Origin of the sequence: Ralstonia sp. 25C (genome assembly GCF_051904805.1) — a bacterium.
In the GTDB taxonomy this organism is placed as follows: domain Bacteria; phylum Pseudomonadota; class Gammaproteobacteria; order Burkholderiales; family Burkholderiaceae; genus Ralstonia.
The window spans coordinates 1,274,845-1,299,208 of record NZ_CP196737.1 but is presented as its reverse complement, the minus strand read 5'-3'; the positions used below and the strand labels follow the sequence as shown (position 1 = coordinate 1,299,208).

Sequence of the window (24,364 nt, the reverse complement as noted above, 5' to 3'; positions counted from 1 at the left end):
ATGACGAAAGCAACCATCCTCTCTGATCTGCGCTGCACGCTCGGCGAGGGCATCGTCTGGGACGACGAACTCAACGTGCTGTGGTGGACCGACATCCAGGAATCGCTGCTGTGGCAGCACGATCCCGCGACCGGCAAGGAGCGCCAATGGTCGCTGCCGCAGCGCGTGGGCTCGTTCGTGCTGACGGACGCTCCTGGTGTGCTGATTCTCGGGCTCGCCAAAAAGGTCGTCCTCTTCGATACGCACACCGGCACGTTGCAGCCGCTGGCCGACGTGGAGGCCGACAACCCCACCACGCGCGTCAACGACGGCCGTGCCGACCGCTGCGGCAACTACGTCTTCGGCACGATGCACGAAGGCGGCCCGGAGCCGACCGGCAGCTTCTACCGCTTCACGCCCATGGGCGTGCTGCAACGCCTGGCGCTGCCTCATATCGCCATCGCCAACAGCATCGCCTTCAGCCCCGACGGCGGGACGATGTACTGGTGCGATACGGAGAGTCGCCACATCCACGCATGCGACTACGACGGCCAAACCGGCAACGTCGGCAACATCCGCCTCTTTGCCGATCTGCGTGACCAAGATGCTGAAGGGCACCACAAGGGCTCGCCCGATGGCTCCACGGTCGATGCAGAAGGCTGCCTGTGGAACGCAGAGTGGGGCGGCAACCGCCTCACGCGCTATGCGCCCGACGGCCGCGTGCTGGCGCGCCTGTCTGTGCCGACGTCGCAGCCGACGTGCCCCGCCTTTGGCGGCGCTGCGTTCAATGCGCTGTATTTGACGACGGCGCGCGATGGCTTGTCGGCGCATCGCCTGGCAGAAGACCCGAACGCTGGCGCGACGCTCCAACTCGCTGTGCCCAACGTACGCGGATTGCCGGAGGCCCGTTTCGGCCATGCCCACGTTGCGGCTTGAGAACAGCGCATTGCGCGCCGACGTGCTCCCTGAAGCTGGCGGTGGGTTGCTGCGCTTCGATTGGCTTGGCGATGGCGACATCGTGCCCATCTTCCGGCCGGGCACTGTCGATGCAGCACTGCACGATCCGCGAACGCTCGCCTGCTTCCCGCTGGTGCCGTGGTCCAACCGCATCGGCGGCGGGCGCTTTACGTTCCAGGGGCGCACCGTCGACGTGCCACTCACGCGCGAAGGCGAAGCGTATCCACTGCACGGCCACGGTTGGCTGATGCCGTGGCGGGTGGTCTCGCAGACGGAGGTGTCGGTCGAACTGGCGGCTGTGGTCGACAGCGGTCAGCCGTTCCGCTACGCGGCGCGGCTGCGCTACACGCTGAGTGGCAATGCGCTGCACGTGGCGCTCTCCGTGCGGAACGAAAGCGCGCCGCTGCCATTCGGCTTGGGGCTGCATCCTTTCTTCCCGCGCACGCCGGACGTGCGGCTGCAAGCGTGTGCGACCGGCATGTGGCAGGCCGCGCCCGACCATCTGCCGAAGGTCTTGCAGGCGCCGCCCGCCGACGCGGATTTCCACAAGCTGCAGCCGCTCGCAGCGGGGGCCGACATCAACCACAGCTTCGAGGGCTGGGATGGCCAAGCCCAGATCGTGTGGCCTGGCCGGCGCCTGTCGCTGTCGATGACCGCGGATACCTCGCGCTACGTGCTCTACACACCAACGGGCTTCGACTTCTTCTGCTTCGAACCCGTCGACCACGCCATCAACGCGCACAACCTGCTAGGTTTGCCGGAAGACCACGGGCTGACCATCCTCGGCACCGGCCAGAGCCTGGCGCGCAGCTATCAATTCACCGCGAGCCGTTCTCACGCATGACCGCTTCTCCGACGTCTTTCCCCCCGCGCTTGGCCGGCAAGGTCGCCCTGGTGACGGGTGCCACGCAGGGCATTGGCGGCGCGATTGCCAAGCTGTTCGCACAACATGGCGCGCGCGTGATCGTCAACGCGCTGGTGCGTGACGAACGCGCGGAAGCGTTCGCCGCGTCCATTGGTGACGACGACAACATCCTCCTCATCCAAGCCGACGTGCGCGACCGCAGCCAGATCGACGCGATGGTCGCGGCGGGCGTCGAGCGCTTCGGCGGCATCGATGTGCTGGTCAACAACGCGGGCATCAACGTGTTTGCCGATCCGCTCGAGCTCAGCGAAGCGGACTGGGCGCGCTGCCTCTCCGTCGATCTGGAAGGCGCGTGGCACTGCGCGCGCGCCGTGCTGCCGCACATGCTGGCGCGTGGGGCGGGCAGCATCGTCAACATCGCGTCGGTGCACGGGCACAAGATCATTCCGGGCGCGTTTCCGTATCCGGTGGCCAAGCACGGGCTGATCGGGCTCACGCGTGCGCTGGGCATTGAATATGCGGCGCGCGGGATTCGGGTGAATTCGATTTCGCCGGGACTGATCCTCACGCCGATTGCCGAGGCGGGCTTTGCCGCCGCGCCCGACCCCGAAGCCGAGCGCCGTCGCCAAGCTGAGCTATTGCCCTGCAAGCGCATCGGCGAGCCGGAAGAAGTGGCCTACACCGCGCTGTTCCTCGCCTCCGACGAGGCCCGCTTCATCAACGCGACCGACATCCTGATCGATGGCGGCCGCTCGCAGCTCTATCACGAGTAACGCATGACCTGGACAACTCACCTTCCGCTGATCGCCATCCTGCGCGGCATCCGCCCCGACGAGGTGCTTGCGCACACGCAGGCGCTGGTCGATGCCGGCTTCGACGCGATCGAGATTCCGCTGAACTCGCCCGACTGGGCGCAGAGTGTGCAACTGGCCGGCCGTGCCTTCGGGGATCGCGCCCTGATCGGCGCCGGCACTGTGCTGCGCCCCGAAGATGTCGAGCTGATGGTCGCCGCCGGCGGCAAGCTGGTCGTCACGCCGAATACGAATGCAGATGTCATCCGCGCGGCGGCTGAGCGCAAGCTCGTCACCTGTATCGGCTGCATGACCGCCACCGAGGCCTTCATCGCCTTGGACGCTGGTGCTGAAGCGCTGAAGATCTTCCCCGCTGGCAATCTCGGCCCCGGCTACGTGCGCGCGCTCAAGGCCGTGCTGCCGCCTGAGGTGCCCGTGTTCGCTGTGGGCGGCATCACGCCGGAGAACCTCGCCGATTACCTCGCTGCGGGCTGCATCGGCGCAGGCCTTGGCTCCGACTTGTATCGCCCCGGCCAGCCCGTCGAACGCACCGCCGAACGCGCGCACGCCTTCGTCTCCGCCTACCGTTCTGTCCAATCCGACCGCACGATCCATCCATGAAAATCACCCGCCTGACCACCTACCGCCTGCCGCCGCGCTGGATGTTCCTGAAAGTCGAAACCGACGAAGGCGTCACCGGCTGGGGGGAACCCGTTATTGAAGGCCGCGCTCGCACAGTGGAGGCAGCGGTGCATGAGCTGTCCGACTACCTCATCGGCCAGGACCCCAGCCGTATCAACGACCTCTGGCAGACCATGTACCGCGCCGGTTTCTATCGCGGCGGCCCGATCCTGATGAGCGCCATCGCCGGCATCGACCAGGCGCTGTGGGACATCAAGGGCAAGGTGCTGGGCGTGCCGGTGTATGAACTGCTCGGCGGCCTCGTGCGCGACAAGATGCGCACCTATAGCTGGGTCGGCGGCGACCGTCCGGCCGATGTGATTGCCGGCATGAAGGCGCTGCAGGCCGGCGGCTTTGACCACTTCAAGCTCAACGGCTGCGAGGAGATGGGCATCATCGACACGTCTCGTGCGGTGGATGCGGCGGTGGCGAAGGTGGCGGAGATTCGCTCGGCGTTCGGCAACACGGTCGAGTTCGGGCTGGATTTCCACGGCCGCGTGTCTGCGCCAATGGCCAAGGTGCTCATCAAGGAGTTGGAGCCGTATCGCCCGCTCTTCATCGAAGAACCCGTGCTGGCCGAGCAAGCTGAGACCTACGCCCGCCTGGCCGCGCAGACCCATCTGCCGATTGCCGCCGGGGAGCGAATGTTCTCGCGCTTTGATTTCAAGCGCGTGCTGGAGGCGGGCGGGGTGTCGATCCTGCAGCCGGATCTGTCGCACGCGGGCGGCATTACCGAATGCGTGAAGATCGCCGCCATGGCGGAGGCCTACGATGTGGCGTTGGCGCCGCATTGTCCGCTTGGGCCGATTGCGCTGGCCTCCTGCCTGCACGTCGATTTCGTCAGCTGGAACGCCACGTTGCAGGAGCAAAGCATGGGCATCCACTACAACAAGGGCGCCGAATTGCTCGATTACGTGCGCAACAAGGCGGATTTCGCGCTGGAAGGCGGCTATATCCGCCCGCCGCGCCTGCCGGGCCTGGGCGTGGACATTGACGAAGCGCTGGTCATCGAGCGCAGCAAGGAAGCCCCCGACTGGCGCAACCCCGTGTGGCGCCACGCCGACGGTTCCGTGGCGGAGTGGTAAGCCTGGCGGGCGAGGGGGCCGGGAGGGGGCGCTGTCCCCCGTTTTTCTGACCGCGATCACCCCAGCGGGGACATGTCCGTCTGGTAAAATCGCGGTTTTCCCGCCTACCGTCTCTCCGCCCGCAGGTTCGCATGACCGCCCCCGCACTCCACTCGAATACCACCCAGCCCACTCAGCTGATGGCCAACGCCATCCGCGTGCTTGCCATGGACGCCGTCCAGCAGGCCAATTCTGGTCACCCCGGCGCGCCGATGGGCATGGCAGACATCGCCGTGGCGCTGTGGAGCCGCCACCTGCGTCACAACCCGCTGAACCCGCGCTGGCCGGACCGCGACCGCTTCGTGCTGTCCAACGGTCACGGCTCGATGCTGATCTACGCGCTGCTGCACCTGACCGGCTACGACCTGCCGATGTCGGAGCTGAAGAACTTCCGCCAGCTGCACAGCAAGACCGCCGGCCACCCGGAATACGGCATCACTCCCGGCGTTGAGACGACGACTGGCCCGCTGGGCCAAGGCATCACCAACGCCGTCGGCATGGCGCTGGCTGAACGCCTGCTGGGCCAGGAGTTCAACCGCCCCGGCTTTGACATCGTCAACCATCACACCTACGTCTTCCTGGGCGACGGCTGCCTGATGGAAGGCATCAGCCACGAAGCCTGCTCGCTGGCCGGCACGCTGGGCCTGAACAAGCTGATCGCGCTGTGGGATGACAACGGCATCTCGATCGACGGCGAGGTCGTCCACTGGTTCAACGACGACACCCCGAAGCGTTTCGAAGCCTACGGCTGGAACGTGATCCGCGCCGTGGACGGCCACAACGTCGACGCTGTGGACGCCGCTATCGCCGAAGCCAAGAAGTCGAGCAAGCCGACGCTGATCTGCTGCCGCACCGTGATCGGCAAGGGCGCGCCCAACAAGGAAGGCGGTCACGACGTGCACGGCGCCCCGCTGGGTGGCGTGGAAATCGCCGCTGCGCGTGAGGCGCTGGCATGGCCGCACGCTCCGTTCGAAGTTCCGCAAGCCGTGTACGACGCGTGGGATGCGAAAGGCCAAGGCCAAGCCGTGGAAAAGGCCTGGAACGCGCTGTTCGATGCGTACTCCGAGCGCCACCCGGCCGAAGCCGAACAATTCGAGCGCCGCATGCGTGGCGAACTGCCGGCCAGCTTTGAGAAGGCCGTCGACGAGTTCATCGAGAAGTGCGAACTCAAGGCCGAGACCATCGCCACCCGCAAGGCCAGCCAGAACACGCTGGAAGCCTACGGCCCGGTGCTGGGCGAGCTGCTGGGCGGCTCGGCCGACCTGACCGGCTCGAACCTGACCAACTGGAGCGGCAGCAAGGCCGTGCGCGTGGATGCATGGGGCAACCACATCAACTACGGTGTGCGCGAGTTCGGCATGAGCGCCATCATGAACGGCATCGCGCTGCACGGCGGCTACATTCCGTACGGCGGCACGTTCCTGACGTTCTCCGACTACAGCCGCAACGCGCTGCGCATGGCCGCGCTGATGAAGATCCGCTCGATCTTCGTCTTCACGCACGACTCCATCGGCCTGGGCGAAGACGGCCCGACGCACCAGTCGATCGAGCACGTCGCCAGCCTGCGCCTGATCCCGAACATGGATGTGTGGCGCACCGCCGACACCACCGAAACCGCCGTCGCCTGGGCCGCTGCCATCCAGCGCCAGCACGGCCCGAGCTGCCTGATTTTCAGCCGCCAGAACCTGCCGTTCCAAGCACGCAATCCGGCCACGCGCGAAGCCATCGCCCGCGGCGGCTACGTGCTGCGCGATGCGGCCAACGGCAAGCCGGACGTGGTGATCATCGCCACCGGCTCGGAAGTCGGGCTGGCGGTCGGCGCGGCTGACCAACTGGCTGCCGAAGGCATCCACGCCCGCGTGGTGTCGGTACCGGCCACCACCGTGTTCGACAAGCAGGACTCGGCCTACAAGGCCAGCGTGCTCCCGCATGGCGTGCCGCGCATTGCCGTGGAAGCCGGTGTGACCGACTTCTGGTGGAAATACCAAGTGCAGGCTGTGGTCGGCATCGACACGTTCGGTGAATCGGCTCCGGCAGGCGTGCTGTTCAAGCACTTCGGCTTCACCGTTGAAAACGTGGTGAACACCGCCAAGAGCGTCATTGCTTAATTGAATTTGCGCATGCGGCACCCACGAGGTGCCGCGTTGCTTTCGATTTCATCTTTGCTATCAGGAGACTGACCATGACCATCAAGATCGGCATCAACGGCTTCGGCCGCATCGGACGCATGGTGTTCCGCGCCGCCATCGCCAACTTCAAGGACGTCGAAGTCGTTGCCATCAACGACCTGCTCGAGCCCGACTACCTGGCGTACATGCTCAAGTACGACTCGGTGCACGGCCGCTTCGACGGTGAAGTCGCGGTCGACGGCAACACGCTCGTCGTCAACGGCAAGAAGATCCGCCTGACCGCCGTGAAGGACCCGGCCGAGCTGAAGTGGAACGAAGTCGGCGCCGACGTGGTGATCGAGTCGACCGGCATCTTCCTGACCAAGGAAGGCGCACAGAAGCACATCGACGCGGGCGCCAAGAAGGTGATCATGTCGGCCCCGTCGAAGGACGACACCCCGATGTTCGTGTTCGGCGTGAACCACGAATCGTACAAGGGCGAAGCGATCATCTCGAACGCCTCGTGCACGACCAACTGCCTGGCACCGGTTGCCAAGGTGCTGAACGACAAGTGGGGCATCAAGCGCGGCCTGATGACGACCGTGCACGCTGCCACCGCCACGCAGAAGACCGTGGACGGCCCGTCGAACAAGGACTGGCGCGGCGGCCGCGGCATCCTGGAAAACATCATCCCGTCGAGCACTGGCGCCGCCAAGGCCGTGGGCGTGGTGATCCCGCAGCTGAACAAGAAGCTGACCGGCATGTCGTTCCGCGTGCCGACCTCGGATGTGTCGGTGGTCAACCTGACCGTCGAGCTGGAAAGCGCTGCCACGTATGCTGAAATCTGCGCCGAAATGAAGGCGCAGAGCCAGGGCGCACTGAAGGGCGTGCTCGGCTACACCGAAGACAAGGTCGTTGCTACGGATTTCCGTGGCGATGCACGCACCTCGATCTTCGACGCTGAAGCCGGTATCGCGCTGGACGGCACCTTCATCAAGGTCGTGAGCTGGTACGACAACGAGTGGGGTTACTCGAACAAGTGCCTGGAAATGGCACGTGTGGTGGCCAAGTAATCGCCAAGTAACCTTGTGAAGCTGGAGAAAACGCGCCCGATGGCGCGTTTTTTCTATCAGGCGGCATCCTTTTGTGGGGTGTCGCCTTTTGTTTGTGTTCATTCGGAAACGTTTGCGCGCAAGCAACTGCCGGGCGAGGCTACAGGAATTTGCTTTGAAAATCAGGTTGCAGTCCGTACACTGAACAAATACTACATTCTGACGTGGCAACTATTTTTGTCGCGTCCGGCCCATTGCTGCGGCAAGGGCTGCTGTTCCTGAGCCAAGGCATCCCATGGTCAACGTCGATACCAAACTGTTGGTGATATTTGTCGAGCTGCTCAGCAAGCGGAATGCCACCTATGTGGCTGAGAAAATGCATATGACCGCGCCGGCGGTCTCTCATTCGCTGGGGCGCTTGCGCGAGATTTTCGATGATCCCCTTTTTATCCGCGTCCCGCACGGCCTGACGCCGACACCCAAGGCGCTCGAATTGGGTCCCAAAGTGCGCGAAATGCTGGACCTCTGGGCCGCTATCAACGAGGGCGATATCGCAACGTTTGATCCGGCAGAAGCCGCCGGCACATTCAACATTAGCTTTGCCGGCACGCTGGGCGACGCGCTCTTCGACCGCTTCCTGCTGCGCGTGAAGCGCCTGGCGCCGGGCTTGCAGGTGCGCCTGACGGAATCCTCGTCGTGGGAGTCCGACGTGGCGGCCATGCGCGCCAACGAGTTGGATTTGGCGTTTTCGCCGTTCCCCACGCGCCACGCCGAGATCATGGAAGAGGTGGTGACCTCCTTCAACATGTGGGTCTGCGCCCGCAAGGGGCATCCGATCCTGGCCGATCGCTGCACGCTCGAACAGTATCTGGAGTGCGAGCACATCTTTGTTGCGCAAGGCAGCCCGGGCAGCCGCGCGGCGCCGTCGCTCATTCCGCTGGACTATGCGCTGCAGCAGCGCGGTCTCAAGCGCAACTCGACCATGACCGTGCACGGCTGGCGCACGCAGGCCGAGGTGGCCGGGCAGACCGATATGGTGTTCACGGTCAACTCGCTGATGAAAGATCTGGTGTGTGACGCGTACAACCTGAACGCCTTTCCATTGCCGGCGGAGCTTGAAACCGTGCTTGGCCTGAACATGCTGTGGCACCGCAGCCGCAACACGCACCCCATGCTAGTGTGGGCACGCGGCCTGTTCAAGCAGGTGGTGGCGGAATACACCGGTCAGGCATCTGGCGCACCTGCGCATCCGCTGTCCGCCGGCGAGCCGGGCAAAGCCAGCAAGAGCGGCAAGGGCGATGCAGAAAAGGAGGATGAGACGCGGCTGTCCGCCTGACATCCACCGCTACCTCAGTCCCAACGAAAAACGGCCGCAGATGATGCGGCCGTTTTGCTTTGCGATGGCGCTTCAGCGTTTCGGGCGATGCGGGCAGGGGTCTTTCGTGCAGTTGCCGTAGAGCGACAGCGCGTGTTCCTGCAACGCAAAACCGCGTTCGCGGGCAATGCTTTGCTGCCGCTGCTCGATTTCCGCGTCAAAGAATTCTTCCACGCGCCCGCAATCGAGGCACACCAGGTGATCGTGATGTTTGCCTTCGTTCAGTTCGTAGATCGCCTTGCCGGATTCGAAGTTGTTGCGTGACAGCAGGCCCGCCTGCTCGAACTGCGTCAGCACGCGATAGACCGTGGCCAGGCCAATGTCCATGTGCTCGGCGAGCAGGATGCGGTACACGTCTTCGGCGCTCATGTGGCGCTCTTCGCTGGTCTGAAAGATCTCGAGGATCTTCAACCGCGGCACCGTGGCTTTCAGACCGATGTTCTTGAGGTCTGCAGGACTCGGCATGCGCCAGGCTCCCTAGAGTACAATGTTCGGATATTCCAATCATAAGGGTTTTGGCGGCAAAAGTCCCATTGACGGGCCTGCTCGATGTGCCTGGGCCGTCGCCGATTCCCCCCGTACCGGGTCACTCCGGAACCGTTTGAAGGCCGATCGCTCATGACCTTTTCCTTTGCGCGCAGTCCTGTCCGTTGTGCCCCTGTTGTTGCCCATGCCGCCCGTCGCGGCGGCCTTTTGGTGGGGGCCATGCTGGCAGTGTCGGCGCTGCTGGCTGGATGCGGCACCTACGACAGCACCACGCGCAAGATCGCCAATGCCATCACGCCGTATCGCATCGATATCGTGCAGGGCAACTTCGTGTCGCGCGAACAGGCGGCGCAGCTCAAGGAAGGCATGACGCGTGACCAAGTGCGTTTCGTGCTCGGTACGCCGCTGTTGACCGACATGTTCCACGCCAACCGCTGGGACTACATCTTCTCGTTCAAGCGCGGCAACGCGAGCGTGGTGCAGGAACGCAAGCTGACCGTGTGGTTTGATGGCGATCGCCTCGCCAAGTGGGTCGGCGCGGACGACCTGCCGTCCGAGTCGGAGCTGATCGCCGAAATCGACGGCATCAAACGCCCGAAGAAGGACGCCGCGGCTGCGGCCGCCGCTGCAGGCGCTGCTCCGGCATCGCGCGCACCGTCGATTCCGTCGGCTGAAATGAGCGACCGCGTGCAGTCGACCACCGGCGCCAAGAACAATGTGGATGTGACATTGCCCGAGCGCCGCACCGGCGGTGGCGGCACCGATACCAGCGTTCCGCCCCCGGCAACCACCTCGCCCTGAGCGCACGTAGCCAGCGCATCGGCACACCATCTTCGAGCGAGCGGCGGACCGGTTCCGCCGCTTGTGCGTTTTACAGACCGCCTCTCTTTTGTATCGACCAACATGAAAATCGCGATTGCAGGTGCTTCGGGCCGCATGGGCCAAATGCTGATCGACACCGTACTGCGCACGCCTAGCGTGACACTGGGCGCTGCGTTGGACCGCCCCGGTAGCGACATGGTGGGCCAGGATGCTGGCGCCAAGCTGGGCAAGACCACCGGTGTGATCGTGACCGACGACGTGCGCACGGGTCTTTCGCAAGCGGACGTGCTGATCGACTTCACCCGCCCGGACGCGACGATCAACCATCTGAACATCGCACGTGAGCTGGGTACCGCGGTGGTGATCGGCACGACCGGCTTCACGGCCGAGCAGAAGGCCAGCTTCAAGACCTATGGCGAGTCGATTGGCGTGGTCTGGGCGCCGAACATGAGCGTGGGCGTGAACGCCACCTTCAAGCTGATCGAAGTGGCCGCCAAGATCCTGGCGCAGGGCTATGACGTCGAGATCATCGAAGCGCACCACAAGCACAAGATCGACGCGCCATCGGGCACCGCGCTCAAGATGGGCGAGGTCGTGGCGGAGGCGCAGGGTACCAAGCTGGCCGACCGCGCCGTCTACACCCGTGAGGGCGAAACCGGCCCGCGTGAGTTGGGCACCATCGGCTTTGCCACCGTGCGCGGCGGCGACATCGTGGGCGACCACACCGTGCTGTTTGCCGGCGACGGCGAGCGCATCGAGATCACGCATCGCTCCAACACGCGCCAGTCGTATGCCGAAGGTGCCGTGCGCGCGGCGGTGTACGTGGCCGGCAAGAAGGGCCTGTACGACATGAACGACGTGCTCGGCCTGTAAGTCAGGCGGGCAGGAAAGGGCGTCGGCAGGCCTGTCCGGCGCCTTGTTGGCAGCGCCGCCATCGCCCGGTTGGGGTGGGTGGCGACGGTATAATCGGGCCTTTTCCGTTACTTACTTCTGGCCGCGCGCGCAACGCGAGGCTGCAATCGCCCGGGGCATCTGGGCGACCCATCGCCATGCAAGACAAATACTCCCCGTCCGACGTTGAACAGCAAGCGCAGCAACACTGGCAGGCCCAAGATGCCTACCGCGTGACCGAACACGCGCGCGCTGCTGACGGCTCGGACAAGCCCAAGTTCTACGCCTGCTCGATGCTGCCGTACCCGTCGGGCAAGCTGCACATGGGCCACGTGCGCAACTACACGATCAATGACGTGATGACGCGTCAGCTGCGCATGAAGGGGTACAACGTGCTGATGCCGATGGGCTGGGACGCCTTCGGCATGCCGGCGGAAAACGCGGCGCTCAACAACGGTGTGGCGCCCGCTGCCTGGACCTACGACAATATCGCTTACATGAAGAAGCAGATGCAGTCGATGGGCCTGGCGATCGACTGGTCGCGTGAAGTGGCGACCTGCAACCCGGACTACTACCGCTGGAACCAGTGGCTGTTCCTGAAGATGCTCGAAAAGGGCATCGCCTACCGCAAGACCGGCACCGTGAACTGGGACCCGGTCGACCAGACCGTGCTCGCGAACGAGCAGGTGATCGACGGGCGCGGCTGGCGCTCGGGCGCGGTGGTGGAAAAGCGCGAGATCCCGATGTACTACCTGCGCATCACCGAGTATGCGGAGGAGTTGCTGGCGGATCTGAACCCGCTGGGCTGGCCCGAGCGCGTCAAGCTGATGCAGCAGAACTGGATCGGCAAGAGCGAAGGCGTGCGCTTTGCTTTCCCGCACAGCATTCCCGGTGACGACGGCAAGCTGATCAACGATGGCAAGCTGTACGTCTTCACCACGCGCGCCGACACCATCATGGGCGTGACCTTCTGCGCCGTGGCCGCCGAGCACCCGATCGCCACGCACGCCGCGCAGACCAACCCGGCACTCGCCGCGTTCATCGACGAATGCAAGCACGGCAGCGTCATGGAAGCCGACATGGCGACCATGGAAAAGAAGGGCATGCCGACGGGCCTGACCGTCACGCACCCGATCACGGGCGAATCCGTGCCGGTGTGGGTCGGCAACTACGTGCTGATGACCTACGGCGACGGCGCTGTGATGGGTGTGCCCGCACACGATGAGCGCGACTTCGCGTTCGCCAACAAGTACGGTCTGCCGATCAAGCAGGTCATCGACGTGAAGGGCCAGCCCTACGACACGACCACCTGGGCCGAGTGGTACGGCGACAAGGAACACGGCGTGCTGTTCCACAGCGGCAAGTACGACGGCCTGAACTATCAGCAAGCCGTCGACGCTGTTGCTGCCGACCTTGCCGCCAAGGGCCTCGGCGAGAAGAAGACCACCTGGCGCCTGCGCGACTGGGGCATCTCGCGCCAGCGCTACTGGGGCACGCCGATCCCGCTGATCCATTGCGACAGCTGCGGCGTCGTGCCGGTGCCGGAGCAAGATCTGCCTGTGCGCCTGCCCGAAGACCTCGTGCCGGACGGCACGGGCAACCCGCTCGCCAAGGACCCACGCTTCCTGGAGTGCACGTGCCCGTCGTGCGGCAAGCCCGCACGCCGCGAGACCGACACGATGGATACCTTCATCGATTCGTGCTGGTACTACATGCGCTATACGTGCCCGGACGGCGCCACCATGGTCGACGCACGCAACGATTACTGGATGCCGATGGACCAGTACATCGGCGGCATCGAGCACGCGATCCTGCATCTGCTGTACGCGCGCTTCTGGACCAAGGTCATGCGTGACCTGGGCCTGGTCAAGTTTGACGAGCCGTTCACCAACCTGCTCACGCAGGGCATGGTGCTCAACGAGACGTACTACCGCGAAGACGCATCCGGCAAGAAGCAGTGGATCAACCCGGCCGACGTCGACGTGCAGACCGATGAACGCGGCCGCCCGGTGGGTGCCACGCTCAAGGCTGATGGCCAGCCGGTGGTGATCGGCGGTGTGGAAAAGATGTCGAAGTCGAAGAACAACGGCATCGACCCGCAAGCCTTGATCGACCAGTACGGTGCCGACACCGCGCGCCTGTTCACGATGTTCGCCGCGCCGCCTGAGCAACAGCTCGAGTGGAATGACGCCGGTGTGGAAGGCGCCTCGCGCTTCCTGCGCCGTCTGTGGAACTTCGGTGTGGCGCACGGTGATGCGATTCGTGCCGGCCATGGCAACGGTGTCGTCGCTGGTGCCACGGATGCCGACCGCGCCCTGCGCCGCGAGTTGTACACCGTGCTCAAGCAAGCCAACTACGACTACGAGCGTCTGCAGTACAACACCGTCGTCTCGGCGACGATGAAGATGCTCAACGCGCTGGAAGGTGCCAAGGACGCCGGCGCCGATGCGCGCCGTGAAGGCCTCGGCATTCTGCTGCGCGTGCTGTACCCGGTGGTGCCGCACGTCACGCACGTGCTGTGGCAAGAGCTGGGCTACGCCGGTGCCTACGGCGATCTGCTTGACGCCCCGTGGCCCCCGGTCGACGAAGGCGCACTGGTGCAGAGCGAGATCGAACTCGTGCTGCAGGTCAATGGCAAGGTGCGCGGCAGCATCGTGGTGCCGGCCGATGCCGACCGCGCGGCCATCGAGGCGATTGCCGCCAAGGACGAGGCGGTCCAGAAATTTGCAGAAGGCAAGCCGCCCAAGAAGATCATCGTGGTGCCGGGCCGTCTGGTGAACGTGGTGGCCTGATTGGTCATCTCACTCAAGGAACGCATGGTTATGTCGTTGTCTCGTCGCACTTTCGGCCGTTCTGTCTTTGCCCTGGCGGTTGCGCTGCCGGCGCTGTCCGCCTGCGGCTTCCACATGCGCGGGAATACCGATTTCGCGTTCAAGAAGCTGTACATCAACCTGCCGCAGAACTCGCTGATGCGCGCGCAGCTGCGCCGGTTGATCGACAACGGCTCCGACACCGTCATCGTGTCGGACAAGAAAGACGCCGATGCGCTGCTCGACGTGCTGGCCGAAGACCGCGTGAAGACCATCTCGTCGCTCACGCCGCAAGGTGTGGTGCGCGAATACCGCATCACGTATCGCTTCCGCTTCCAGTTGCGCGATGCGAAAGACAACATGCTGATTCCGCCGTCGGAGATCACGCAGTTCCGCGATCTCTCGTATAACGAGACGCAGGTGCTCGCCAAGGACTACGAAGAAGCGGCGCTCTACCGCGACATGCAGGGCGACGCGATCAACCAGCTCGTGCGGCGCCTGGCTGCCGTGAAGCTGCCGTCGTAAGTGGCAAGCTAGCCATGCAACTGCGGCTCGACGCGCTCGAAGGGCATCTCAAGCAGGCCGCTGCCAAGGGCCTGGCGCCGCTGTACGTGGTGCACGGCGACGAGCACCTGCTCGTGCTGGAAGCCGTCGATGCGCTGCGCCAGGCCGCGCGTGCGCAGGGTTTCTCCGAACGCGAGGTGATGAGCGTCGAGCGCGGCTTCTCGTGGTCGCGCGTGACGGAGGCGCAGCAATCAATGTCGCTGTTCGGCGATCGCAAGATCGTCGAGTTGCGCATTCCTTCCGGCAAGCCCGGCAAGGATGGCGGCGAAGCCCTGCGCGCACTGGCGGCAGGCACGCCCTCCGGCCCGGCCACCGACACCATCACGCTGATCACGCTGCCGCGCCTGGATTTTGCGACCGCCAAGTCGGCGTGGTTCGCGGCGCTGGAAGGCGCGGGCGTGTCGATCAAGGTCGATTCGGTGGACCGCACCAAGCTGCCCGGCTGGATCGGCGAGCGCCTGGCGCGCCAGCAGCAGCGCGTGGAGCCCGGTGAGCCCGGCCGACGTGCACTGCAGTTCATCGCCGACCGTGTGGAAGGCAACCTGCTGGCAGCGCATCAGGAAATCCAGAAACTCGGCCTGCTGCATCCACCGGGCGTACTGACGTTCGACGATGTGCACGATGCGGTGCTCAACGTGGCGCGCTATGACGTGTTCAAGCTGTCTGAAGCGATGCTGGCCGGCGACGTGCCGCGCCTGGTGCGCATGCTCGAAGGCCTGCGCGGCGAGGGCGAGGCCACGGTGCTGGTGCTCTGGACGTTGACCGAAGAAATTCGCGTATTATCAAAAATCGCCTCGGGCGTGGCCCAGGGTAAGCCAGCGGCTTCGATGCTGCGCGAACTGCGGGTCTGGGGCCCGCGCGAACGGCTGGTGCCCCAGGCGGCGCAGCGGCTCTCGCAGCGCGAGCTGGAAGGTGCGCTGTCCATGGCCGCCAAGCTGGATCGGCAGGTCAAGGGCCTGCGTGAACCATCACTGCCGGCCGAGCCGTGGGATGGCTTGCTGCAACTGGCGATGCGCATTGCGCGACCGGGCAGCCTTCCGGTTCCCGCGTAGTCCACGCGATTGGCGGCAACGCCATCCGAAGTGTCCTCACATTGAATTCGCCGGCAGCTTGCCGGCCGCGATCATCATGAAGCAGCTCGACGTGAACGAATACATGGCCCTGGTGGGCCGTCAGGCGCGCGCCGCCTCGCGTGGCATGGCGCGTGCCGGCACCGCGCAGAAGAACCGCGCGCTGCTGCACATTGCGGGTGCCATTCGCCGCGATGCCGCCAAGCTCAAAGAAATCAACGCCCGCGATGTCGAGCGCGCCCGCGCCAATGGCCAGGACGCCGCATTCATCGATCGCCTCACGCTCACCGACCGCGCGATCGACACCATGGCCGCTGGCCTGGAACAGATCGCCGCGCTGCCGGACCTGATTGGCGAAATCAGCAACATGAAGTTCCGTCCGACCGGCATTCAGGTCGGCCAGATGCGCGTGCCGCTGGGCGTGATCGGCATCATCTATGAATCGCGCCCGAACGTGACGGTCGATGCCGCGGCGCTGTGTATCAAGTCGGGCAACGCGACCATCCTGCGCGGTGGCTCCGAAGCGATCGAATCGAATGGCGCGCTGGCGGCGCTCATCGAAGAAGGGTTGGCCGATGCCGGATTGCCCGCCAACGCGGTGCAAGTGGTGGCCACCACGGACCGCGCTGCCGTCGGCAAGCTCATCACCATGACGGAGTACGTTGACGTGATCGTGCCGCGCGGCGGCAAGAGCCTGATCGCGCGCCTGATGGAAGAGGCGCGCGTGCCGATGATCAAGCACCTGGACGGCATCTGCCACGTCTACATCGACGCCGATGCCGACATCGAGAAGGCCGTGCGCGTGTGCGACAACGCCAAGACGCAGCGCTACGCGCCGTGCAACACGATGGAGACGCTGCTCGTGTCGCGCGACATCGCTGCGCGCGCGCTGCCGCCGCTGGTGAAGATCTACCAGGACAAGGGTGTGGAGTTGCGCGTCTGCCCGGCCACGCGCGTCACGCTGGAAGCCGCCGGCTTCGGCAATTTGAAAGACGCCGTTGAAGCCGACTGGCATACCGAATATCTCGCGCCGATCCTGTCGATCCGCACGGTCGACGGCCTGGACGCCGCCATCGAGCACGTCAACACCTACGGCTCCGCGCACACCGATTCGATCATCACCGAGAACTACTCGACAGGCATGCGCTTCCTGCGCGAGGTCGATTCGGCCAGCGTGATGATCAATGCGTCCACGCGCTTTGCCGACGGTTTCGAGTACGGCCTGGGCGCGGAGATCGGCATCTCCAACGACAAGCTGCATGCGCGCGGGCCGGTCGGGCTGGAGGGGCTGACCTCGCTTAAGTACGTCGTGTTCGGGCACGGCGAGATCCGCACCTAATTTGGCATTACCATCAGCGCGCCGCCACGAGCGGCGCGCATTGCTTCTAACGAGAACAACATGCTCTGGGTCAAGGCCTTTCACATCGTTTTTGTCGCGTCGTGGTTTGCCGGCTTGTTCTACCTGCCGCGCATCTTCGTCAACCTGGCGGTGGAAACCGAGCGCGCCGCCATCACGCGTCTGCTGATCATGGCGCGCAAGCTGTTCCGTTTCACGACCATGCTGGCGATCGTTGCGATCCTGCTTGGGGCTTGGCTGCTCTTTGGTTACCGCATCGGCATGTATCCGCCGAACGGTTGGATGCACGCCAAGCTCGCGCTGGTGCTGGTGACGATCGGTTACCACCATGGCTGCGGTGTGCTGCTGCGCAAATTTGAAGCGGGTGCCAACAAGCGCTCGCACGCCTTCTACCGCTATTTCAATGAACTGCCGGTGCTGTTGTTGCTGGCGATCACGATCCTGGTGGTCGTGAAGCCGTTCTGATTTTTTTTGGTTTTCCGATGGCAACTGCATACTTCGCGCCGTGCCCCCGCGGGCTGGAACAAGCGCTGGCCGATGAACTGGCCGAAATCTCCATCCGCCCTGAGGTGGATGAGCTCGCCGCGTTCGAGGTCGGCCGTACCGTGCCGGGCGGCGTGCATTTCTTCGGTACCCTGGGTGCGGCGTATGCCGTCAACCTGCATAGCCGCATCGCCAGCCGGGTGCTGATGCGTTTGGGCTCGCGCGGGTACCGCTCGGAAGACGACATCTACGCATTGGCCGCCGCGCAGCGCTGGGAAGACTATTTCACGCCGGACGAGATGATCCGTGTGGATGTGACCGCGCACAAATCGCCGCTGCAGAGCCTGAAGTTCGTTGGCCTACGCGTGAAGGACGGCGTGTGCGACCGCTTCCGCCAGCGCACGGGCGCGCGCCCCAGCGTCGACACCGTCTCGCCCGACGTGCGCATCTACGCGTACCTGACCGAGACGGATTGCACGATCTACCTCGACACGACCGGCGAGCCGCTCTTCAAGCGTGGCTGGCGCGAAGAGAAGGGCGAGGCGCCGCTGAAGGAAAACCTCGCAGCGGGCATTCTTCGCCTGACCGGCTGGACGGGCGCGAAGGGCGAACCGTTCTACGACCCGATGTGCGGCAGCGGCACGTTCCTTGTCGAAGCTGCGCAGCGTGCCTTGGGTATTGCACCCGGCAGCAAGCGCGCCTTCGCCTGCGAGTGGTTGATTGACCACGACGCCAAATGCTTCAAGCGCCTGCGCGAAGCTGCCGCCGATGCAGCTGCAGCTTCCATGCGCCGTGCGCCGCCGCTGGTGGCGGGCGCCGATATCTCCACCGACATGCTGGCCTACGCCGCCGCCAACTGGCAGCGCGCCGGTCTGCCGGGCGAGCCGATGCTCAAGCAGGTCGATGCGCGTTTCGGCAAGCCGCCGTTCGATGTGCCTGGCGTGCTGCTGATGAACCCGCCGTATGGCGAGCGGATCGCGGTGCGTGGTGCGCAGGGGTCGCGCCGCCGCCGGCCTGAGGGCGAAGACGATGGCACCGTCTTCGAGCGCGCAAGTCGAGCAATGGGCGCCCCGCGCGATGATTTCCGTCGCGAGCCCGAACCGCCGCCGCCCATCGATCCAGAGGAAGAGGCCAAGGCCAACGAATTCGCACAGGCCTTTGCGGGCACGCTCAAGCGTGAGTTTTCGGGCTGGAAGGCATTCGTCTTCACCGGCGATTTGTCGATGCCGCGTCGCATGCGGCTGAAGGAGTCGCAGCGCACGCCGCTGTACAACGGCAACATCGAATGCCGCTTGTTCCGCTTCGAAATGGTGAAGGGCGGCATGCGTGACCGACCCGAACGCGACGCAAAGGGCGACGCCTCAAACGACAACGCCGAAGCGTAGGCTCCGGCGTTGCGTTGAAAGCCAGCGGCAGAACGGCTCAGGCTGCCTGCTGCTCCTGGAAATGCTCCATCCAGCCAGCGAGCTGGTCCGGAGTGAGCTGCGTCTGATTGTCGAGCAAGCGCAGCTTGACGGCGGCTCCGTCGCGCTCCGCCTTGATGGACCAGCCCTGACCGTCCAGCCATAGCAGGAATGCCAGCCATTTGGCGTGCGGCTCCGATACCTTGTGGGTGGATGCCGCCTGCAGGTATTCCGTGAGCGTGCCCAAGTCGACCACCGCTGCGGCATCTGTGCCGGCTAGCGAAACCTTGCCGTTCAGCACCTCGGCCAGCACGTCCAGCGCCTGCGCGGCGGGTTTGCCGTCAAAGCGCGACGACAAGTCTTGATACGCCTGTCGTACCGCGTGGCTGAATTCGCCGGTGCGCAGGCTCTCTTCGCCGACGAGCTCGGTGTAGTCCTTCATCGCCCAGTCGGGCTGTTCGAGCGTGCTTAAGCCCACAGCAGCGGCCGCGCGAAGATAGTCGTTGACCGCGCTGAACGACGACAGCCCCGACACCGCCAAGTACAGCGTCTGCAGCGCGCCGATGCGATGCGTGAGCGTCTGGCTCTGGCGCACGGTCATCTTCTCGCGCAGCAGGGCGTCGCGCTCGCGGCGCAGGTCGGAAAACTCCAGCGCCTGCTTCAGTTCCACGCGCAGCGCCGTGATGTCCCACGGCTTCTTGATGTAGCGGTGGATCTGCCCCTGGTTCACCGCCTCCACCGTGTCTTCGATTTCCGAATAGGCGGTGGTGAGAATGCGTACCAGGTGCGGATAGCGCTCGCGTGCATAGCGCAGCAGCTCGTTGCCGAGTTCGCCGGGCATGCGCTGGTCCGATACGAGCACTCCCAGCGTGGCGGCGTGCTCGTCCAGCATGCGCTTGCCTTCTTCGACCGAGGTGGCGGTGACGACCGGCGCCAGTGAACCGATGGCACGGCCGAAGTACGTCAGCGCCAATGTCTCGTCGTCCACATACAGAATCTTGGGCTCATTGCCCCCGGAATTGGTCATCCATCACTCCTCATAGCAAATGCAGCAAACGCGCGGATCCGGTGCGGCGTGGTTCGTGTTGTTGATGGTGTTGTCATGGGAACGTCAAAGTCACGCGCGTGCCTGCGCTGGGGGCGGATTCAATGGCAATCGCTCCCCCGAACGATTGCATGATCCGCGTACAAAAAATCATGCCCATGCCGTTGCCGCCTTCCTCGGCGCGCGTGGTCACGGGGTCGATGGTCAATCGCCCGAGAACGTCGGGGGCGATGCCGGGGCCGTTGTCCTCGATGCGGATCATGTGACGCGCGCCCGTCGCTTCCGGCGCGTTGCCGGCGACAATCTCCAGCCGGGGGACACTGGTGTGGCGCAGGGCGTGCAGCGCATTGCTTGTCAGCGATGAGAGCACCAGCATCACGCAGTTGGGCAGGGTCGGGATCGGAAAATCCTGCTCCACGCGGTACGACACCCATTCACGTTGAGCGTTCGTGAACGGGTAGGTATCAAACAGCGAGCGGATCAACCCGTCGGCGCTATTGGGCGTGGCGGCCGTGACCGGCTTGCCATAGGTGTTGCGCACCGAATTGAGGAACGTGGCGATCACCGAGAGGCAGTAGCGCGCGTTGTCCTGCACGCGGTCAGCCGCGCGGCCGATCTCGGGCAGTGCGCCGGGTGTCGGCTCGGTCTGGTCCACGCGCATGCGGATGCCGCGCGCAAAGTTGGAGATCGCCGCCAACGGCGTGTTCAGTTCATGCGCGAGAAAGGCCAACGTTTCGTCGATGGCCATCAAGCGCTGCGTGCGCAGCAGGCGGTCTTGCCGCAGCGCCAGCGCCTCCTGCAGCGAACGCCGCACGTCTTCGGGCTGATAGGGCTTCTCCAGGATCTTGAACACACGCCCAGTGTTGACCGCCTGGATCAACAGGTCCTTATCGGCATACGCAGTGACGAGGATGGTGGCGATATCGCCGTACTCGGCATCGATGAAGCGCAGCAACTCGGTCCCGTCACCGCCGGGCATGCGGAAGTCTGTTAGAACCACGCTGATGCGCTCGTGCGCATCGTGCAGCACGGCCTTGGCTTCGTCGACGCTGTTAGCGGTCAGCACCTCGTAGCCGGCGCCGATCGTGCGCGCGAACCACTTGCAGGCCTGCGCTTCGTCGTCGACGTAGAGGATGGTGACGGTGTCCGGCGTGGCGTTCATGGTGCGTTTTACTCCGCGCGCGGCAGGTCGAAGGTGAAGCGTGCCCATTCGCCTTCCTGGCTGGTCACGGCAAGCGTGCCGCCGTGGCGCTGGATCACGCTGTAGCTGATCGACAGGCCGAGCCCCAGGCCCTTGCCGACATCACGCGTGGTGAAGAACGGCTCGAACACACGCGAGAGGTTCTTCTCGGAGATGCCGGGGCCATTGTCCGTCACCACCACGTGCAGGCGGTTGCCGATCCAGTCGGCGGCGATTTCAATGCGCGGGTTCGGGCGCTGCGCCTTCTGCATGGCCAGCGCCGCATTCGACAGCAGGTTGATCAGCACGCCGATGATGGCCGCTTCGTCACCGCGCACCAGCGTATCGGCCGGCAGCTTTCGCTCGAGGTTGACGCCGCGCAGTTCGTGGCTCGTCAGGCGGACGGCGGAATCCACGGCTTTTTCAAGCAGGAACGGGGCATCGACCTCGCCTTTCTCGGGGCTGCGGTAGGCGAAGGTTTTGAGGTCGGACACGATGTGCTGCACGCGCTGCATGCCTTCCTTGGCATCGATGAGGCATTCCGCCAGCATCGGGCTGGTTTTGGCGGTTGGGTCTTCTTGCGCCACGGCAATCGCCATCAGGCAGAAGTTGACCGGGTTGTTGATCTCATGCAGTAGGCCAGCGGAGAGCGTGCCGATGGCGGCCATCTTTTCCTGTTGCAGGAGCTGGCCCTTGATTTCAACCAGACTGCTGTTGGTGTTTTCAAGCTGGCTGTTCTTGTCGGCCACTTCTTCCTTGAGCTTGAAGAGTTCAAACCGGCTGCGCTCGTTAAAGTACGTGCAGAAGACCCCCAGCGTCGAGGTGAAGATCAGGAACTGCGAGTTCACGAAGAACGTGCTGCCTGCCACGCTGGCCGGATCGTGAATCAGGCAGGCCAGGAGATACAGCGTATAGGTGATCAGCCCGAATCCGATGGTCTGCTTGGTATTGAACGGCAGCACGCTGCCGGCCGCAAAGACAGCCAGATGAAGCCCCGTCGCATAGATCGAGTGCGCGCCCTGCGTGGCGGAGATCATCCACGCGATCATGATCTGTGGAAAACACAGCCAGAGGAGGGTCAGATACGACAGCCGCTGCCGTCCCCACCGGGTTGGCAGGATCAGATAGACCACGAAGATCAGCAGCGAAACAAAGACGCGCGCCAGGAAGAACGGCTTGAGGTTGCCCGGGTAGGTGTTGTAGTCCAGGCCGGCGCCCATCAGCACCAGAACGATACCGACGAGCGCGGTGGTTCGGCTGAACGACAGCCGGAAGCCTTCTCGCTCAGCGCTGTAGAACGCGCTCTTTAAGGGATCACTTGCGCTCTGGGCCATCTAGATCACCGTCGCCTCGCAGAACACGTTGACGCCGGTCGCGTCGACGTAGGCCTTGGTATCGCGGCATGCCTCTTCGGGGAATGTCGCGGCGAGCTGCTGTTCATCCCGATAGATGAGATACCACTCGAGCAGGTGCTCCATGGTAAAGAGCCGCTCCGGGTTGCTCGAATGCACGTTGGTGGCCAGGATGCGTCCTCCGGGGCGGGTGCGTGTCGTGAAATAGGTCAGCAGCCGGTTGCAGACCTTGTCCGAAATGTAGTCGAACAGCCCTGCACAATAGACGGCATCGCAATCGCGTACCTCTTCGGCCCTGCGTGCGGGGCGCTTGATGAGTTCGTGCACCGATTGGTGAATGAACTGGGCCGACAGCTTGGCACCGGCCTGCTTGGCGGCTTCGGTCAGCCGGGCTTGCGCGTAGTCCAGCGTTTCCTGGCTGAAGTCGATCAACTCGAACTCGAGCAGGTGGGGTTCTTCGAATTCACGCAGAAAGCGCTGCACTTCGACTGCCGGGCCGCAGCCGAGATTCATGACGCGGTACGGGCGCCCTTCGGCCTTGGCCCGCATTGCGAGCTCTTTGAGAAAGTTGACCAGGATGTCGATGCGATTGCGGTGCGCTTGTGCAACCTGCGCCTTCAGGAATGTGACGTTGATGATCTGGAAATACGTGCTCGGACCGTCCTGCGGGTCGCCCAGAATCTGGTTGACCATTTCGTAGTCGCCCGCATAGCCCAGGGGCTTGGTGAACGTGCGGTGTACGAACGGCGAGCGCAGCAGCAGCGGATGCAGCGCACTTTGCGCGAAGCCGCGATGAGAAGGTGCCAGGTTGGGCTCGATGTCGGCGGCTTCGCCTTCAAGGATGTCCAGGTAATGCTTGACCCGCAACATGACGGGCTCGGCCAACTCCATGAAGACATCGGGCCGCAGCTTGCTATCTTCCCGCGGCAGCGACTTCGATAAGTCGACCTGCTCGATCCAGCGCGAGACCTCCGCCAGGAAGGCGCGCATTTCGTTGATGACGATCTGGTACTCGCGGTGGATGCGGAAGCGTTCCTGCCATTCCTGCACGAACGTTCGCGCTTCTTCGCCCACTGACGCGGGCGTGTCCGCCACCTCTGACAACTCGCGCCATTCATCGATGAGCGTGAGCGACACGACGGCGGTCAGGCCGGTGTTGACCAGGCTGATCACCACGGCCTTGCCAAGATAGACCTGGCGCGTACCGATCTTGATGGCGAGCTCGGACAGAACCTCGCTGACCTGCACGATCGAGTACGGGTTGTAGATCTCCATCACCAGGGCACGTCGCTGCAACGTGATGATGGTGCCGCGGACCTGTTGACCCTGGGAGTTGCGGAAGCTGACTGCCGGATCGATTTGGTTAGGTGAGTACACGGTGCGAATTTGCCGGAGACTTCAGGGGAAACGTCTGCCAAATGGGACGCTCTCTCCAACAACCGCGCATCCGGAATCGCGCCGCAACGCCGGACACCGCGAACACAGCGCGCCCCGCCGACACCGCCGGGCATGCTGCCGCATCAGTCGTGAAAGCAGGCCTGAAGCCGTCCGCTGGCCGCGCGCATGGGCGCGGCCCGGGCGTCTCTCGCCCAAACCCGCTTCGAGAAGATCGGGGAAGGAGGTTGGCCGTCGCAAGGGCGATGCGCCTTCGCGTTTCGGCAATCCTCAGATCAACAGCGTGGCAACGGGAATCGTGCAACCGCGAACAAATTGGAGCGATGCACTCCCCTGATATCCGCAACACGCGCCGTCTTGACTACGCGTGGCCCGCTGCTGCATCCCAAATCGTCTTTCAAGGAGAATCCCGCACAGTAATGCATCCGGGGCGCCATATCGTATGTCGTCGGCGCCCTCGACCGCCATGATGCCGCAGCAAAGCCACGCATGCATCAGGGCGATTCAGCCGGTCCATGCTCTGACGTCATGGCAGCCGGGTGATTCAAACGATTGTACTTGTCCAAGATAGCCC

General features: G+C 64.2%; 22 protein-coding genes. 17 read left to right on the top strand and 5 right to left on the bottom strand.

The window, feature by feature from the left end:
- From ACS7SF_RS06035 to ACS7SF_RS05995, 9 genes are all read left to right on the top strand, one after another.
- The gene (locus tag ACS7SF_RS06035; protein ID WP_439892139.1) at positions 1-915 is read left to right on the top strand and encodes an SMP-30/gluconolactonase/LRE family protein; all 915 of its coding nucleotides are present in this window, start codon (positions 1-3) and stop codon (positions 913-915) included.
- On the top strand, positions 896-1,780 hold the full coding sequence (locus ACS7SF_RS06030) for an aldose 1-epimerase (protein WP_439892138.1): 885 nt from the start codon (positions 896-898) through the stop codon (positions 1,778-1,780). The genes ACS7SF_RS06035 and ACS7SF_RS06030 overlap by 20 nt, the downstream gene beginning before the upstream one ends.
- Positions 1,777-2,574: an SDR family oxidoreductase gene (locus ACS7SF_RS06025; protein ID WP_439892137.1), complete on the top strand. Its 798-nt coding sequence runs from the start codon at positions 1,777-1,779 to the stop codon at positions 2,572-2,574. Before ACS7SF_RS06030 ends, ACS7SF_RS06025 begins: the two co-directional genes overlap by 4 nt.
- Positions 2,575-2,577: 3 nt before the next feature.
- The gene (locus ACS7SF_RS06020) at positions 2,578-3,213 is read left to right on the top strand and encodes a 2-dehydro-3-deoxy-6-phosphogalactonate aldolase (RefSeq protein WP_439892136.1); all 636 of its coding nucleotides are present in this window, start codon (positions 2,578-2,580) and stop codon (positions 3,211-3,213) included.
- Positions 3,210-4,358: a galactonate dehydratase gene (gene dgoD / locus ACS7SF_RS06015; protein WP_439892135.1), complete on the top strand. Its 1,149-nt coding sequence runs from the start codon at positions 3,210-3,212 to the stop codon at positions 4,356-4,358. Before ACS7SF_RS06020 ends, dgoD begins: the two co-directional genes overlap by 4 nt.
- A 131-nt stretch (positions 4,359-4,489) precedes the next feature.
- Positions 4,490-6,505, top strand: coding sequence for a transketolase (gene tkt, locus ACS7SF_RS06010; RefSeq protein ID WP_439892134.1), 2,016 nt, complete (start codon positions 4,490-4,492; stop codon positions 6,503-6,505).
- Between the two features lie 74 nt (positions 6,506-6,579).
- Positions 6,580-7,578 carry a type I glyceraldehyde-3-phosphate dehydrogenase gene (gene gap / locus ACS7SF_RS06005; protein WP_439892133.1) on the top strand — a complete coding sequence of 333 codons (999 nt, stop codon included), beginning with the start codon at positions 6,580-6,582 and terminating at the stop codon, positions 7,576-7,578.
- 15 nt (positions 7,579-7,593) lie between these two features.
- On the top strand, positions 7,594-7,839 hold the full coding sequence (locus ACS7SF_RS06000) for a hypothetical protein (RefSeq protein WP_439892132.1): 246 nt from the start codon (positions 7,594-7,596) through the stop codon (positions 7,837-7,839).
- A gap of 13 nt (positions 7,840-7,852) precedes the next feature.
- On the top strand, positions 7,853-8,893 hold the full coding sequence (locus ACS7SF_RS05995) for a LysR family transcriptional regulator (RefSeq protein ID WP_439892131.1): 1,041 nt from the start codon (positions 7,853-7,855) through the stop codon (positions 8,891-8,893).
- Positions 8,894-8,965: 72 nt separating this feature from the next.
- Here ACS7SF_RS05995 and fur read toward each other — a convergent pair whose 3' ends face one another.
- Complete coding sequence (gene fur, locus ACS7SF_RS05990; RefSeq protein ID WP_426394952.1) at positions 8,966-9,397, bottom strand: ferric iron uptake transcriptional regulator; 432 nt, start codon at positions 9,395-9,397, stop codon at positions 8,966-8,968.
- Between the two features lie 153 nt (positions 9,398-9,550).
- On the opposite strand from fur, the gene ACS7SF_RS05985 reads away from it, so the two are divergent.
- The 8 genes from ACS7SF_RS05985 (at position 9,551) to ACS7SF_RS05950 (ending at position 18,800) form a co-directional block, all read left to right on the top strand.
- Positions 9,551-10,219 (top strand): outer membrane protein assembly factor BamE, encoded by a 669-nt coding sequence (locus ACS7SF_RS05985; RefSeq protein WP_439892130.1) that lies wholly within the window; start codon positions 9,551-9,553, stop codon positions 10,217-10,219.
- Positions 10,220-10,321: 102 nt separating this feature from the next.
- Positions 10,322-11,113 (top strand): 4-hydroxy-tetrahydrodipicolinate reductase, encoded by a 792-nt coding sequence (gene dapB / locus ACS7SF_RS05980; RefSeq protein ID WP_439892129.1) that lies wholly within the window; start codon positions 10,322-10,324, stop codon positions 11,111-11,113.
- Between the two features lie 176 nt (positions 11,114-11,289).
- A complete protein-coding gene (gene leuS / locus ACS7SF_RS05975; protein WP_439892128.1) occupies positions 11,290-13,923 on the top strand; it encodes a leucine--tRNA ligase in 2,634 nt (877 codons plus the stop codon).
- A gap of 24 nt (positions 13,924-13,947) precedes the next feature.
- Complete coding sequence (locus ACS7SF_RS05970) at positions 13,948-14,466, top strand: LPS-assembly lipoprotein LptE (RefSeq protein WP_439892127.1); 519 nt, start codon at positions 13,948-13,950, stop codon at positions 14,464-14,466.
- Between the two features lie 14 nt (positions 14,467-14,480).
- Positions 14,481-15,557, top strand: a complete 1,077-nt coding sequence (gene holA, locus ACS7SF_RS05965) for a DNA polymerase III subunit delta (protein WP_439892126.1) — start codon at positions 14,481-14,483, stop codon at positions 15,555-15,557.
- A gap of 76 nt (positions 15,558-15,633) precedes the next feature.
- Complete coding sequence (locus ACS7SF_RS05960; protein WP_439892125.1) at positions 15,634-16,914, top strand: glutamate-5-semialdehyde dehydrogenase; 1,281 nt, start codon at positions 15,634-15,636, stop codon at positions 16,912-16,914.
- Between the two features lie 60 nt (positions 16,915-16,974).
- A complete protein-coding gene (locus ACS7SF_RS05955; protein WP_439892124.1) occupies positions 16,975-17,397 on the top strand; it encodes a CopD family protein in 423 nt (140 codons plus the stop codon).
- 17 nt (positions 17,398-17,414) lie between these two features.
- Entirely contained in the window at positions 17,415-18,800 is a 1,386-nt protein-coding gene (locus tag ACS7SF_RS05950; protein ID WP_439892123.1) for a THUMP domain-containing class I SAM-dependent RNA methyltransferase, read from the top strand.
- 37 nt (positions 18,801-18,837) lie between these two features.
- Here ACS7SF_RS05950 and ACS7SF_RS05945 read toward each other — a convergent pair whose 3' ends face one another.
- From ACS7SF_RS05945 to ACS7SF_RS05930, 4 genes are all read right to left on the bottom strand, one after another.
- A complete protein-coding gene (locus tag ACS7SF_RS05945; RefSeq protein ID WP_439892122.1) occupies positions 18,838-19,845 on the bottom strand; it encodes a response regulator in 1,008 nt (335 codons plus the stop codon).
- Positions 19,846-19,918: 73 nt separating this feature from the next.
- Entirely contained in the window at positions 19,919-21,025 is a 1,107-nt protein-coding gene (phcR, locus tag ACS7SF_RS05940; protein ID WP_439892121.1) for a two-component system hybrid sensor histidine kinase/response regulator PhcR, read from the bottom strand.
- 8 nt (positions 21,026-21,033) lie between these two features.
- A complete protein-coding gene (locus ACS7SF_RS05935) occupies positions 21,034-22,377 on the bottom strand; it encodes a sensor histidine kinase (RefSeq protein ID WP_439892120.1) in 1,344 nt (447 codons plus the stop codon).
- On the bottom strand, positions 22,378-23,772 hold the full coding sequence (locus ACS7SF_RS05930) for a class I SAM-dependent methyltransferase (RefSeq protein ID WP_439892119.1): 1,395 nt from the start codon (positions 23,770-23,772) through the stop codon (positions 22,378-22,380).
- Positions 23,773-24,364 lie beyond the last annotated feature (592 nt).

What these genes read in the sequence shown, in the direction of transcription:
- ACS7SF_RS05945 (WP_439892122.1), bottom strand. Translation starts at nt 19,845, where the DNA reads ATGACCAATTCCGGGGGCAATGAGCCCAAGATTCTGTATGTGGACGAC.
- gap (WP_439892133.1), top strand. Translation starts at nt 6,580, where the DNA reads ATGACCATCAAGATCGGCATCAACGGCTTCGGCCGCATCGGACGCATG.
- ACS7SF_RS06035 (WP_439892139.1), top strand. Translation starts at nt 1, where the DNA reads ATGACGAAAGCAACCATCCTCTCTGATCTGCGCTGCACGCTCGGCGAG.
- ACS7SF_RS05995 (WP_439892131.1), top strand. Translation starts at nt 7,853, where the DNA reads ATGGTCAACGTCGATACCAAACTGTTGGTGATATTTGTCGAGCTGCTC.
- ACS7SF_RS05960 (WP_439892125.1), top strand. Translation starts at nt 15,634, where the DNA reads ATGAAGCAGCTCGACGTGAACGAATACATGGCCCTGGTGGGCCGTCAG.
- fur (WP_426394952.1), bottom strand. Translation starts at nt 9,397, where the DNA reads ATGCCGAGTCCTGCAGACCTCAAGAACATCGGTCTGAAAGCCACGGTG.
- phcR (WP_439892121.1), bottom strand. Translation starts at nt 21,025, where the DNA reads ATGAACGCCACGCCGGACACCGTCACCATCCTCTACGTCGACGACGAA.
- leuS (WP_439892128.1), top strand. Translation starts at nt 11,290, where the DNA reads ATGCAAGACAAATACTCCCCGTCCGACGTTGAACAGCAAGCGCAGCAA.
- ACS7SF_RS05950 (WP_439892123.1), top strand. Translation starts at nt 17,415, where the DNA reads ATGGCAACTGCATACTTCGCGCCGTGCCCCCGCGGGCTGGAACAAGCG.
- ACS7SF_RS06025 (WP_439892137.1), top strand. Translation starts at nt 1,777, where the DNA reads ATGACCGCTTCTCCGACGTCTTTCCCCCCGCGCTTGGCCGGCAAGGTC.
- ACS7SF_RS05935 (WP_439892120.1), bottom strand. Translation starts at nt 22,377, where the DNA reads ATGGCCCAGAGCGCAAGTGATCCCTTAAAGAGCGCGTTCTACAGCGCT.
- dgoD (WP_439892135.1), top strand. Translation starts at nt 3,210, where the DNA reads ATGAAAATCACCCGCCTGACCACCTACCGCCTGCCGCCGCGCTGGATG.
- ACS7SF_RS05985 (WP_439892130.1), top strand. Translation starts at nt 9,551, where the DNA reads ATGACCTTTTCCTTTGCGCGCAGTCCTGTCCGTTGTGCCCCTGTTGTT.
- ACS7SF_RS05955 (WP_439892124.1), top strand. Translation starts at nt 16,975, where the DNA reads ATGCTCTGGGTCAAGGCCTTTCACATCGTTTTTGTCGCGTCGTGGTTT.
- holA (WP_439892126.1), top strand. Translation starts at nt 14,481, where the DNA reads ATGCAACTGCGGCTCGACGCGCTCGAAGGGCATCTCAAGCAGGCCGCT.
- tkt (WP_439892134.1), top strand. Translation starts at nt 4,490, where the DNA reads ATGACCGCCCCCGCACTCCACTCGAATACCACCCAGCCCACTCAGCTG.
- dapB (WP_439892129.1), top strand. Translation starts at nt 10,322, where the DNA reads ATGAAAATCGCGATTGCAGGTGCTTCGGGCCGCATGGGCCAAATGCTG.
- ACS7SF_RS05970 (WP_439892127.1), top strand. Translation starts at nt 13,948, where the DNA reads ATGGTTATGTCGTTGTCTCGTCGCACTTTCGGCCGTTCTGTCTTTGCC.
- ACS7SF_RS06020 (WP_439892136.1), top strand. Translation starts at nt 2,578, where the DNA reads ATGACCTGGACAACTCACCTTCCGCTGATCGCCATCCTGCGCGGCATC.
- ACS7SF_RS06030 (WP_439892138.1), top strand. Translation starts at nt 896, where the DNA reads ATGCCCACGTTGCGGCTTGAGAACAGCGCATTGCGCGCCGACGTGCTC.